Origin of the sequence: Rhodococcus cercidiphylli, assembly GCF_033042225.1 — a bacterium.
Classification (GTDB): domain Bacteria; phylum Actinomycetota; class Actinomycetes; order Mycobacteriales; family Mycobacteriaceae; genus Rhodococcoides.
The window spans coordinates 244,903-257,697 of record NZ_JAWLKE010000002.1; the positions used below are offsets into that span (position 1 = coordinate 244,903).

Annotated in this window: 11 protein-coding genes; 4 read left to right on the plus strand and 7 right to left on the minus strand. The window is 65.0% G+C overall.

Features of this window, described 5'->3' with window-relative positions; all coding sequences use genetic code 11:
• Window positions 1–2: 2 nt before the first annotated feature.
• Genes R3P95_RS04715 through R3P95_RS04735 form a run of 5 tightly spaced genes read right to left on the minus strand, consistent with a single transcriptional unit; the run spans window position 3 to window position 5,637 of the window.
• Complete coding sequence (locus R3P95_RS04715; RefSeq protein ID WP_317547431.1) at window positions 3–1,049, minus strand: zinc-dependent alcohol dehydrogenase; 1,047 nt, start codon at window positions 1,047–1,049, stop codon at window positions 3–5.
• A 25-nt stretch (window positions 1,050–1,074) separates the two neighbouring features.
• A complete protein-coding gene (locus tag R3P95_RS04720) occupies window positions 1,075–1,902 on the minus strand; it encodes a sugar phosphate isomerase/epimerase family protein (RefSeq protein WP_317547433.1) in 828 nt (275 codons plus the stop codon).
• On the minus strand, window positions 1,899–3,026 hold the full coding sequence (locus R3P95_RS04725; protein WP_317547434.1) for a sugar ABC transporter substrate-binding protein: 1,128 nt from the start codon (window positions 3,024–3,026) through the stop codon (window positions 1,899–1,901). Before R3P95_RS04725 ends, R3P95_RS04720 begins: the two co-directional genes overlap by 4 nt.
• A gap of 27 nt (window positions 3,027–3,053) precedes the next feature.
• Window positions 3,054–4,082, minus strand: a complete 1,029-nt coding sequence (locus R3P95_RS04730) for an ABC transporter permease (protein ID WP_317547435.1) — start codon at window positions 4,080–4,082, stop codon at window positions 3,054–3,056.
• A gap of 10 nt (window positions 4,083–4,092) precedes the next feature.
• Window positions 4,093–5,637 carry a sugar ABC transporter ATP-binding protein gene (locus tag R3P95_RS04735; RefSeq protein ID WP_317547436.1) on the minus strand — a complete coding sequence of 515 codons (1,545 nt, stop codon included), beginning with the start codon at window positions 5,635–5,637 and terminating at the stop codon, window positions 4,093–4,095.
• 240 nt (window positions 5,638–5,877) lie between these two features.
• Here R3P95_RS04735 and R3P95_RS04740 point away from each other — a divergent pair, with 240 nt between their 5' ends.
• A complete protein-coding gene (locus tag R3P95_RS04740; protein WP_317547437.1) occupies window positions 5,878–6,399 on the plus strand; it encodes a VOC family protein in 522 nt (173 codons plus the stop codon).
• A 5-nt stretch (window positions 6,400–6,404) separates the two neighbouring features.
• Here R3P95_RS04740 and R3P95_RS04745 read toward each other — a convergent pair whose 3' ends face one another.
• Together R3P95_RS04745 and R3P95_RS04750 are read right to left on the minus strand one after the other, a co-directional pair.
• Complete coding sequence (locus R3P95_RS04745; RefSeq protein ID WP_317547439.1) at window positions 6,405–6,878, minus strand: nuclear transport factor 2 family protein; 474 nt, start codon at window positions 6,876–6,878, stop codon at window positions 6,405–6,407.
• Entirely contained in the window at window positions 6,875–8,356 is a 1,482-nt protein-coding gene (locus R3P95_RS04750; RefSeq protein WP_317547440.1) for an aldehyde dehydrogenase family protein, read from the minus strand. The genes R3P95_RS04745 and R3P95_RS04750 overlap by 4 nt, the downstream gene beginning before the upstream one ends.
• Before the next feature lie 198 nt (window positions 8,357–8,554).
• On the opposite strand from R3P95_RS04750, the gene R3P95_RS04755 reads away from it, so the two are divergent.
• From R3P95_RS04755 to R3P95_RS04765, 3 genes are read left to right on the plus strand one after another with little or no spacing between them, the layout of a single operon-like run.
• Window positions 8,555–9,169: a hypothetical protein gene (locus tag R3P95_RS04755; RefSeq protein ID WP_317547441.1), complete on the plus strand. Its 615-nt coding sequence runs from the start codon at window positions 8,555–8,557 to the stop codon at window positions 9,167–9,169.
• Entirely contained in the window at window positions 9,166–11,709 is a 2,544-nt protein-coding gene (locus tag R3P95_RS04760; RefSeq protein ID WP_317547442.1) for a putative PEP-binding protein, read from the plus strand. The genes R3P95_RS04755 and R3P95_RS04760 overlap by 4 nt, the downstream gene beginning before the upstream one ends.
• Before the next feature lie 10 nt (window positions 11,710–11,719).
• The gene (locus R3P95_RS04765) at window positions 11,720–12,790 is read left to right on the plus strand and encodes an acyl-CoA dehydrogenase family protein (RefSeq protein WP_317547443.1); all 1,071 of its coding nucleotides are present in this window, start codon (window positions 11,720–11,722) and stop codon (window positions 12,788–12,790) included.
• The last annotated feature ends 5 nt before the right edge of the window (window positions 12,791–12,795 follow it).

Below are 12,795 nucleotides of genomic sequence, written 5' to 3' on the forward strand. Positions count from 1 at the left end.
CGTCAACGACTCGGGTCCACCAGCACCTTGGCGTGCCGACTCGTTCCGGAATCGAGTTCGGCGAACATCCCGACCAATTCACCGAGCCCGATCGTGCCTGTGTGCAAGGACTTCAGGTCGATTCGACCTTCGGCGACCAGCGTCATCGCACCGATGAAGTCCTCGTGCGAGTACGCCAGCGAGCCGATCACCGTGAGCTCCCTCGACTGCCAATCGCCGTAGCTGACCGAGGAATCGGTGCCCGGATACCCGAGCAACGCCAGGGTCCCGCCGCGTCTGACGAGCTCGGCGGAGGGCTGCATCAAGGCGGCGACTCCGGTGCACTCGAACAGGACATCCGCGCCGAGACCACCGGTGACCTCACCGAGCAGCGCTGCGAGATCCGCCGGTTCCACCACGTCTGCGAAGCCCAGATCCGTTGCTGCCGTTCGACGTGCGGCCGACGGCTCGCTGACGAGAATTCGGCCTGCTCCGGCGGTACGTGCGTGTTGCGCGGTCAGTAGACCGATAGGACCCGCACCCTGAACGACCACCGTGGACCCCAGCGTGATCGCGGCACGTTTGACGGCATGGAACGTCACGGTCGTCGGCTCCATCAGCGCGGCCTCCTCGTCGGACAATGCGTCGAGCACCGGAATCGCTCGGCGAGCCGACACCGTGAGGGTGGTGGCAAACCCGCCGTGCACGGGTGCGTCGTCGGTGATGCCGTTGGCTTCTGCGAAGGCCAGGTCGCAGTGAGCGGCGTGACCTGCCCGGCATTGGGCACACACACCGCACGCAGGCCCGACACCGGCCACCACGCGTTGACCCACCCGCAGGGTGGTCACGTTCTCACCGACAGCGCTGATCGTGCCTGTCCATTCATGTCCGAACACGGCCGGTGGCAGAGCAGCGGACGAGTATCCGTGCGTGTCGGTCGCACAGATACCGCAGTAGCGAATGTCGACGACAACAGCGTCGGGGGCAGGCGGCGATGCGGCTTCGATCGTCGTCTCCGCGGTTCCGGGTGCGACGACGTGGACGTACTTGCGCTCGACGGTGCTGGTCATGACAGTGTGCAATGCAGTTTGTTGGTCATGTCTCCAGTTTCTCACTTTCCGCGTCGTCGAGCACCTTTCGCGTCGCTCGACCCAGTTCTGCAATCCACTCCCGTGTATCGGCCGCGCTACGGGCGGAGGGGACCTCCACGCTCACCGCAGCCGTCGATGGGAGTGCATGCACGAGATCGGCCAGTGGGAATGCACCCAGTCCCGGTGGGAGCCTGTCGGTTCGAGCCTCGGTGATCGCTGCATTCAGGTCGCCCGAGGGCTCCGCCGACGCTGCATCGCAGATCTGCCAGTAAGGCAGTGAGTCGTCGTCGACGGCGTCGAGATCGGCCAGCTCCGACCCCGCCCGGATCCAATGCAGGGCGTCGACGAGGACGCCGGAATCGCTCCCCCGAGCTTCGACGACGAATGCAGCAGCGGCAGTGAAGTCCCGAACAGACGAGAAAATCATCGGCTCGAGACAACACCGAAGGCCGTACGCCCCGGACAACTCCGACAGGAGGTCGAAGTTGTCGATTGCTCGACTGCGATCGTCGTCGAGCACCGTCACGAGCAGATGCTTCGCCCCGAGTTCGGCACCTGCCTCGACAATCGCCGACCAATCGCCCTTGGAGCTTCCGGGATGCAGCTTGACCACCTCGACATCGAGAACTCGTATCCCGTTGTGCGCCAGCGCAGATGCTGTATCCCGCAGCAGCGCCGATCCCGCCGGGAGAAGGAATCCCCTTTCCCGTTCGCCCTGCGCCACCCGGATACCCACCGCGTCGAAGCCACCCGACGCAGCGCAGTCGATCAACTCCGGGGGTGAGAGGTGCAGCGCCGACAGATGCGACAGGGACAGAACCCGAGGCGTCACTTCTGCCAGAGTGTCTCGAATTCACCCTGGTAGTCCGCGACACCGACGTAGTATCCGGTGTCCTCATCGAGGACTGCCGACCCGATGTTGTCACTGTTGAGCAATTGCGTGGGGAGGAACGCGGCGTCGGCCGCTGCGAGGTCGTCGCCGTTGAAATGCCGCGCCAGAGTGTCGATGACGCGCCATCCCAGAATCTGCACCGGGAAGCCGACCCACACACTGTTGTCGCCACCCTTCAGCGACTCGAGGTTGTCCGGTGTGGGCGTCTGACCGGCGAAAGTCACCTGATCGGTCAGGCTCGCACCACGCAGCGCCGCATCGACACCCAACACGAGATCGCCGAAGGAGAAGACCGCGTAGTTGATGGTCGGGTCCCGCTGGAGTGTACTGACGACGCTCTGCGGAGTCTTGGTGCCGAGATCGGTGACCTGCTGATTCACGAGTTGGGTGGTGCAGTCCGGGCACTGGGCTTCCAACTGAGCTGTGAATGCGTCGGTGAAGACGTTGAGGATCGAGTAGTCGGTGATCGAGAAGATTGCGACATTCGCCTGCCCATCGCTGTCTGCGACGACCTGACTAGCGACCATCTTTCCCCACTCCTCGACCTGCGCGTCCCCGTCCAAGGCGGTGGAGATGACACCGGCGACGGGAGGGCCCGCGATACTGTCCGCGATAATGGGAATGCCCGCGGCATCGGCAGATTCGATCTGGCGGGTGAGCATCGTGAGCGGGGTGCCCGAGATGTGGATCGCATCCGGCTTCAGTGCGATTGCCTGGTCCATCGCCTTGGGTGCCGCTTCGGCGTCGGTGCCCATCAACACTCGCTGATAGCGCCACCCGAGGACGTCCGCCGCCTGCTGGATGGCATCGTTCTTCGCGCTCGAGATCGGTTGCGGGGTCTCGATACTGATGACGTACTTGCCGCTGTCCGGAGCTCTGCTCAACGGCGTCGTCAGAACCAGACCGGCCGGCGGGGCCTCGTACTGATCGGCGACGGCCTGCGCGCCGGCGACGTCGGCAGCTTCTCCGGTCGCCGTCGTCTCGTCCGAGCTGCTGCATGCGGACACCAACAAGCTTGCGGACACGAGGGCAACGAAAGCCTTCGTCCAGTTGGTCGATTTCACGTGATCACCTTTCGGGTGGAGGAGAGTTCAGGTACGGCGGGCGGTCCGGGCCGCGAGAGCCACGGCGACGATGAGGGCGAGTCCGTTGAAGAGGTCGTTGACGAAGCTGGGAGCACCGGCCAGCTGCAGTCCCTTCACACCGGTGGCAAGCAGGTAGATGGCGATCAGCGTGCCCAGTACGTTGACCCGCCCGGCGCGTATCTGAGTCGAGCCGAGGAAGACGGCCGAGAACGCCGGCAGCAGGTACGACGGGCCGATGTCGGGCGCGGCGGTGCCGAGCTTGGCTGCCAGGACAACTCCTGTGAAGGCCGCGATGGTGGCCGACGTCATCAACGCGCCGAACATGATTCGCTCGACTCGCAGTCCGGCGAGCCGTGCGGCCTGACGGTTGCCACCGGTGGCGTAGAAGTAGCGACCCAACGGGGTCTTCTCGAGTACGACGTACATCACGGCGGCGACGCCGATCATGTAGAAGAACGGAAGGGGCAGACCGAGGAACGGCTTGCTCCCCAGATCGAGGAAGCCGTCGGTGAACCCCTCGGTGATCTGTTTGCCGTCCGTGACCCAGTAGGTTCCCGCCAGCAGAATGCTCGACATTCCCAGAGTGGCAATGAACGAGTCGACCTTGAGCTTGACGACGACGAAACCGTTGACTGCCCCGATCAGCGCACCGCAGAGCAGAGTGGTGACGACGGCGATAGGGGTGCTGACGCCCTGCGAGAGCTGGTAGGACACCATCGCGACCGAAAAGCCCATGATGCCTGCGATGGACAGATCGAACACCCCGGCAGCCAGTGGCACGATCAAGCCAATGGCCAGCATCGCGGTGATCGCCTGGTCGCCGGCGATGATGCGGAAATTCCCCTGTGTCATGAAGGTGTCCGGAATCCAGAGCGCGAAGAGCGCGATGACGGCGATCCACACATAGAGACCGCTGAAGCGATCGAGTCCGAGATTGGGTCGTCGTCTGGCCGTGCGCCGTTCCGTACCACCCCCACCGCCGGGCGGCGGAGTGTGCGGCGACGCTGCTGTGCCTTCGTGGGATTGTGTTGTCATGGTGATCCTTTCACCGAGGGTCTGCGCCGGACCGCACAGCAGCGGAAGCGGGCTTTTTGAGAGTCGAGGCCGTCAATCGATCCGGGTCGATGCGAGGGCGGGAAAATTCGTCGACCACCCGGCCTGCCGAGAGAACCAGCACCCGATCGCACAATCGCGTGAGTTCCCCGTGATCCGTGGACACCACGAGCACCGCGGCACCGTCCTGCGCGGCCTTGTCCACGAGCGCATGGATGTCGGCCTGAGCACCGATGTCGACACCCTGCGTCGGCTCGTCCAACAGCAACACGCGAGGACCGCGTCGAAGCCACCTGGCCAGGACGACCTTCTGCTGGTTTCCTCCGCTGAGAGTGCCGAGATGGCGCTCGGTGTCACCGGCCGGACGCACGCCGAGTCGCTCGAGCCACGTGGCCACGTCGGACTTCTCCCGTTTCACTCGCACTATCCCACCCCGGGAGAACCCCCACGGGTCCGCGACGGAGACGTTCTCGCGAAGGGAGGCGGTAGCGAATGCAGCATTCGAAAGCCGCTCGGCAGGAACGCATCCGACGCCCGCCGACATGGCGAGGTCGGGGCGCCCCTGTTCGACGACCACACCGTCGACGACGACTGTGCCGCGTCGAGACTCGGCACCGAAGAGCGCAGGCACGATCTGCTCACGACCGGAACCGGTGATCCCGGCGATGCCGAGGACCTCACCGGACCTGATCTCGAACCCGAAGTTCTCCACCGCACCGCAACTCATGCCGGACACCTCGAGCACGGGATCCCCATCGGGGTTCGACGTCTCTTCCGGCTCGGCCAGGAAGTCGTCGATGCGACGTCCGATCATCAATTCGACGAGCCCCGATTCGTCGAGACCGTCGAGTGGACGCGTGCTCACGATTGCGCCGTCCCGCATCACAGTGACGCTGTCGCACAGCGAGAAGATCTCGTTCAGATGATGGGAGACGAACAGGACTGCGACACCACGATCCCTGATCCTGCGCACCAGCTCGAACAACCGAACGGATTCTGCTGCGGGAAGATTGGCCGTCGGTTCGTCGAGAACCAGCACCGCGGCTCGACCCGACCTGTCCTGAACCGCACGGGCGATCGCGAGCATCGTGCGTTCGCTCATACTGAGCGCTCCGGCGAGCTTTCCCAGGTCCAGCTCGACTCCCAATTCGGCGAGGGCGGCTTTGGCCCGGGATCGCTCGGCACGGAAGTCGATCGTTCCGACCGCGGTGGTCAGATAGCCGTGGCCGAGTGCCAGATTGTCGACGACATCGAGGGTTTCGACCAACCCGAGTTCCTGGTGGACGAATCGCAGGCCGGCGGCTTCACCGCTGCCGGGGACACCGAGGGCCAAGTCGTGACCATCGACCGATATTCGGGCGCCATCGTCCGGGTCGTGATATCCGGCAAGCACTTTGATGAGTGTCGACTTGCCGCACCCGTTCTGGCCGACCAGCCCTCGAATCTCCCCCGGGGCCAACTGCAAGTCCACATCGGCGAGCGCGCGGTGCCCGCCGAAGGTCTTGGAAAGACTGGTGATGCTCAGTGCATCGGTCATGGAAGCCCGCCTGTGACTTGAGTTACTTGATTCTCGCTTTTGTTATCCACGTCATACTCAACTATGTACAGGGATAAGTCCAGCAATCTGCGAAACTCGACATTGTTTGCGTCAGTGCAGGAATCATGGAACCTGCCGGAACAGCAGTACCTACGGCGACCGAACCCCGACTCTGCATATCTGCAGTCGGTCATCAGTTAGCAAGCATCAATATCGACAGTGGAAATCGAGGCATCAGGGATGAGCGAGTTCGAGTTGGGCAGTGTGGTTCAGATCGCGTACATGGTCGACGACATTCACGAGGCGGCCGCCGACTTTTCCGTCCGCACCGGGGCAGGCCCGTTCTTCGTGCGTAGAAACGTCATCACGGCCGCCGACGGCCCCGACGGCAGAACGGGGGCTTTCGACCACTCATCGGCCTACGGGCAATGGGGCCGCATGCAGATCGAATTGGTACAGACGCACTCGGCCGAACCGCCGGAATTCGCGGAGACCACGCGAGCACGCGGGTGTGTGCACCACGTTGCGATCATGGTTGCGTCGTTTGTCGAGCACCGACGGCAACTCACCCAGCGTGGTTGGCCAGCACTGCTGTCTGCGTCCACCCCGCACGGCAACAACTTCGCGTTCCACGACGCCCGGCCGCAGCTCGGACATCTCCTGGAGATCTACGAGCCGCGACCGAGCATTGTCGAGCTGTATCGACGCGTTGCCGACGCAGCGACGCACTGGGACGGAACCGATCCCGTTCGCAGCCTGTGACGCGTCTAGGCCTCGGCTAGGAGGGCTGCCGCTCGTTCGCGGGCCAGCGTCAGAACCTGCGGGTTACCGGAGTTCCAGAGAACCGTCAGTTGCTTCCGGCAGATCTTCCAGTCACCGTCTACTCGCACCACCGAATCGGTGTAGTACCCGCCGATGGTGAACACGGCGTCGCCGGAGGTGTTCGGGAGTACGTGCTCGGCACGCACGTAGGCGACAACCGTGCCCCGATCTCCAGCGACCGTGATGTCGAAATTCGACAAGAAGTGTTGCGATGCAACGAGACCCGGAAACAGCATCCGCCCACGCTGCACCCAGTCCTCGGCGCGGAAGTGCCCACCGTTACCCGCGCGGTAGCTGGTGTAGTCGACGTCGATCTCGTCGGTGAACACGGACCGATACATTTCCCAGTCACGCAGGTCGATCCCCCGCGCGAATCTCGCCATGAGCCGGGTGATGTCCCGGCTCGCCTCTGCGCTCATGTCGCGGGCAACTGTAGGGAGATCTTCTCGAAGTACTCGTCCAGTCCATCCGGTCCGAGCTCTCGACCGATACCCGACTTCTTCATGCCCCCGAACGGTGCAAGGGCATTGAAGCGACCCCCGTTGATGGCCACCTGGCCGGTGCGCAATCTACGGGCTATGGCAATCGCTGCGTCGTCGTCGGCTGCGAAGACTGCACCGGACAACCCGTACTCGGAGTCGTTGGCGATGCGGACCGCGTCGTCGATCCCGTCGTAGGTGAGCACCGTCAGGACCGGACCGAACACCTCTTCGCGGGCGATCGCAGAAGTGTTGTCGACCCGGCTCACCACGGTCGGGCGGACGAAGAATCCCGACCGCAGTCGATCGTCCAGGTCTGGCACATCGCCCGGCCCACCGACCACGAAGTGCGCGTCGGAAGGAACTGCGGAGAGGTAGTCGAGGACCGACTGCTGTTGCTCACGCGATGCCATCGGACCGATGTCGACGGATTCGTCGAGAGGGTCGCCGATGTGCTGCGCTCCTACGTGCTCGGCCAGCTTCTGCTCGACGTACTCCAGACGATCGGCCGGAACCAGCAATCGAGTGGTCGCGGTGCAGGTTTGTCCGTTGTTGATGTAGCACCCGCGGACGGCGGCAGTCAGGGCTGTGTCGAAGTCGGCGTCGGGAGCGATGATGAAGGCGGACTTGCCGCCCAACTCGAGGGTTACTTTCTTTATTCCAGCTGCAGCCACTTGACTGACGCGCGCACCGGCCGATGTAGAGCCGGTCAGACTCACCATGTCGACGTCCGGATGTCCGGCCAGCCGCTCCCCCACTCGACCGCCGGCTCCACTGACGATGTTGAGCACGCCGGGCGGCAGAGCGGTGGAATCGGCGATCTCGGCGACGGCGAACGCGACCAGCGGGGCCACACTGCTGGGCTTGACCACGGTGGCGCATCCGGCTGCGATGGCCGGGGCGACCTTGGCGGCCAGCTGATACAGCGGATAGTTCCACGGCGTGATCGCACCGACGACACCGATACCGACCTTCAGGATCAGCGAAGTCCCGCGACGCTCCTCCAGCGATGTGTTCTCCAGGATGTCCGCCATCGAGCGGAATACCGTGACGCCCAGCCCCACCTGCACGGTCCGAGACCGCGCAATCGGCGTACCGACCTCGCGCGCCATCATCTCCGCCAACTCGGTCTCGCGCTCGACCAGCCCGTCGGCGATCCGGCGCAACACCGAGACGCGCTCCTCGACCGAGGATTGCGACCACACCTCGAAACCGGAGCGGGCTGCGGCGACCGCGTCGTTGACGTCGGTTTCCGTTCCGGCAGGCACTCGGGCAAGCAACTCACCCGTCGTGGCGTCGAGCACATCGATGGTGCCCCCGCCCGCGGAGGCCACCCACTTACCGCCGATGTACAGCTCGGTTCGGTCGTCCATGTCGCGGTCCCTCTTCCCGTACGGCGTCGGCCGAGTGGCGGCCATCACATGCAGCCTATCCCTCAAAGGCGACATGCTGTCAAGTAACTACCTCCCCAAACCTGTACAGAGTTGGACAAAGTTTCTTGACATTCACTACTATTTGGGTAGGTTATGAGCATCGTCACAGTCCCGCCTACGGTAGACGCACGTCACTTACCTAGGGCTGTTCCCCACGGGGGACCGGAGAGCGCCAGGAGCACCATGAACGACCTTGCGACCACCACATCCGAATCGACCGCACTGGTCGACCTCGTTGTGAAGGGCATGCTTCGAGGGCCGGTCACGCCCGAGCTACAGGCTGTCGTCGACGCCGGTGACGCCGTGGCCAAGGGTCCGATGGTCATGCCGACACAGGCCGGAATAGCTGCGGCCGGTGCCCGGGTTCGTCTCACCGACGGAAGCGACGAGCACAGTGCGGTCGCCGACTTCCTTAGCGCATTCCTCCCGGTGAACCGTCGGCTGCGAGAACTGTGCACCGCATGGCAGTGCCGTCCGGACGGCACGACCAACGATCACAGCGATGCGCAGTACGACGCCAGGATCCGCGACCAGCTCGAGGACATTCACACATCCGTGTCCAAGCTGCTCCGCCGTGGAGGGAAGCAGTGCGCAGTCCTGCTGGAGTACCGCGACCGCTTGAACGTTGCACTCGAACGGTTCGACAACGGCGACACCGCGTCGATCACGTCCCCCTTGACGGACGGGTATCACACCGTGTGGATGTGGCTCCATCAGCACGTGCTGATGATGCTCGGACTCACCCGCGCCGAGGACGAGGCCCTCGAGGAGGAACTCGTTCGCGGTAGCGCCGAATGACCCTGTCCGACAGTTCCGTGATCGGCTTCGCTCGCGCCGCCGTACCCTACGGACAAGGCCGTGCTCGCGGTCTCGGTGCCGACGCACTCGGGGTGCACGGCGTCGAGATGGACAACCTCGTCGCGCTCGGGCTTCCGGTCGTACCCGGGCTGACGGTACCGATCGGGTCCGGCACCGGATTGCGTAACCCGGACACTGCGAGTGCCACGATCGATCTGTTGGAGAAGTTGGCAGTCCGGGGGATCTGGCCGTCGGTTCGCACCGAGCGTCGACCCATGTTGCTGCATCTGCGATGCAGTGCGCCGGTTCCGGTGTCGGCGCTGCCTCCTGCCATCTCGGTGATCGGGCTCTCGCCCCGGAACGTCGACGCACTCGTCGAGGTGATCGGACGTGACCGCGACATCTACGACTCGTGGGCTGCGACGCTTCGATTCGTCGCCGAGGGTGCCCTCGACATCGACACCGACGACCTCGACGATCTGGACGACGACCACCCCGACAGTCGGTCTCGCGTGCCCGCGCTTCTCGATCTGATCGAAACATCAACGGGCACTGCCTTTCCCACCGACCCGGCCGAGCAAATCGGTCTCGCCTCGACCGCAATGCTGGCGCGATGGGCATCTCCCCGCGGACAGCGGGCCCGCCGTGCTCTGTCACTGCCGGACGACATGGGCCTCGCGCTTCATGTCCGTGCTCTGCGACTCGGACCGTGGGACGAGTCCGGTCACGGCTCCGCGGTCAGCCGTGATCTCGAGAGCGGCAGGTACGCGCCCCACGGCGTCTTCCACCTCGGTGTCCGCAAGGCCGATCCCGATCCCGGTCCCGGTGAACCACTGTCCAGCACTCCTGGCGGTGAACAGATTCTCGATCAGATCTTCGCGACTCTCGAGCCACATCTGCGCGGTGTCGCCGAGATCGAGTTCGAGGTCCGCGACCGGCAGCTCGCGCTGCTCAGCGCTGGTGCGCTCGACCATCCCGGCCCACGTGCGGTCACCAATCTCGCCGTGGATCTGGCCAACGCACGATCGATCGATCGTAGCGAGGCAGTGCGCATGCTCGAGCCCGATCTGATGCAGGACCTTCTGCATGCTCAGCTCACCCTCACCGGTAGCGAGCAGTTGCTCGTCCGCGGACTCCCCGCGTCACCCGGTGCGGCCGTCGGCGAGATCGCCCTGTCGAGCGATCGAGCTCTTGCGCTGGCGGCGCAGGGCAAGGCCGTCGTTCTCGTTACGTCCGAGACCAGCCCCGCGGATGTGCCCGCTCTGTTGGCTGCCACCGCAGTCATCACGTCCAACGGCGGACTCGCATCCCACGCGGCCGTCGTTGCCCGAGGTGCCGGCCGTCCGGCTGTCTGCGGTGCGGCGACCATCCGCATCGACCGCGAACAGGCCACCGTGACGGCAGACGGAGTGACCCTCTCCGAGGGCGACACCGTCTCGGTCAACGGCCGGACCGGTGACGTCTACGTCGGCACCGTGGCGATACGGCCTGCGGAGCCGTCACCGGAATTGGAAGTGCTGCTCGGCTGGGCCGACGACATCCGCGAGCTACGCATCCGCACCAACGCCGACAACGCCGACGACGCTGCAACCGCCTTTCGCCTCGGAGCCGAGGGAATAGGCCTGTGCCGTACAGAGCACCAATTCCTCGGCGACCAACTCCCGCTGGTGCAACGGCTCGTGTTGGCCGAGAACGAGGCCGAGGAGATCGAGGCCATCGCGGCGCTGACCGCAGCGCAGCAATCGGATTTCATCGATCTGCTCCGTGTCGTCGGTGACCGGCCTGTCACGGTGCGCCTGCTCGATGCGCCGCTGCACGAGTTCCTGCCGGCGGACGGCAACTATCGCGATCGCGAACAAGCCGAACGCGCGGCTGCCACACACGAATCGAACCCGATGCTCGGGTTACGTGGAGTTCGATTCGCCATGGTGCAGACCCGGTTGTATCCCGCTCAGGCCGAAGCGCTCTTCCGTGCATGGGTCGTGGTGAACGCCGAAGGGATGACACCGCAACTCGAGGTCATGATTCCGTTGGTGTCGCTGCCGGGAGAACTCACCGAGGCCATCGCCCAGGTGCACCGGGCCGCTGCGACCGTCGCCGCCGACACCGGCGTCACGGTTCCCTATCTCGTCGGCAGCATGATCGAAACTCCCCGCGCCGCCCTGCTGGCCGAACCGTTGGCCATCGAGGCCCAGTTCCTCTCGTTCGGGACGAACGACCTGACCCAGCTCACCTACGGATTCTCCCGCGACGACGTCGAGAAAACGGTACTGGCCCACTATCTCGAACACGGTCTGTTGACGGACAGCCCGTTCGCCGTGCTGGATCGGGACGGTGTCGGCGCTCTGGTCTCCATGGCCGTCGACCGTGCCCGCAGCGCCCGTCCCGACGTGAAACTCGGTGTCTGCGGTGAGCACGGCGGCGATCCGCAGTCCATCTCGTTCCTCAATTCGCTGGGCCTGCACTATGTCTCGTGCTCACCTCGACGGGTCCCGGTGGCCCGACTCGCGGCGGCGCACGCCACCCTCGAAAGCCGGTGAACCCCAACCGATGAGCACCGAACTCGACGCCCTTCGATCCTCCGTCCGTGCCGCTGCCGCCGAACTCGGCGGACACGATCTCTGCCGTCGCCTCGATCCGGCCGGCCCCGGGTGGGACTCGCGCGCCTGGTCGGTGCTCGGGGAACAGATCGGAACAGCGGCACTCGGCTTACCCGAATCCAGCGGCGGCATCGGCGGATTGGCCGAGATGGTCGTCGTCGCCGAGGAGCTCGGAGCGGCGCTGCTTCCGGTTCCCTTCCTCTCGACCCTGTTCGCTGGACAGGTGCTCGCCGGCACCGGCAGTGCCGACGAGGTGGTGTCCGACATCGCCGAGGGCACGCCCGCCGCGTTCGCCGGGCTCGACCGCCGCGGGTGGTGGTCACCGGACCATGTGCCTTTCTCGGCCGCGGAGAACAGCACCGGGTGGACGGTGAGGGGACGCGCGCCTGCCGTCTTCGGTGCCGCCGGCTCACGATGGATCGTGACCGTCGCCGCAACACCCGAAGGCCCCGATGTCTTCGTCGTCGAGGCGTCGGCCGACGGCGCGCTGATCGACCGCGTCGAGACACTGGATCTGTCCCGTGCTCAGGCCTCCGTGACCCTCACCGATACCCCGGCTCGGCGTCTCACTACCGGCGGAAGCGCCTCCACCGCAGTCTTTCCGGCGCTCGACATCGCCTGCATCGTTCTCGCCGCCGAACAACTCGGCGGTGCCCAGGCCAGCCTCGATGCCACCGTCCGGTATGCCAAGGAACGACGGCAATTCGGCCGCGAGATCGGCAGCTTCCAGGCGGTCAAGCACTCTCTCGCGGATCTTCTGGTGCTGGTGGAGTCCAGCCGGTCGGCGGTGACCCGCGCGGTCGAAGCCGACGATCTCACCGAGGCCGGCTCGGTCGCTCAGGCGTGGTGCTCGGACGTGTACCGAACCGTGACGGCCGAAGCGGTGCAGCTGCACGGCGGAATCGGCTTCACCTGGGAGCACCACTGCCACCTGTACTTTCGACGCGCACGCGCCGACGCACAACTCTTCGGCGGTGCCGCGTTCCATCGGGAACGCCTGGCTCTCTCCCTCGCCTGGTAAGCCCG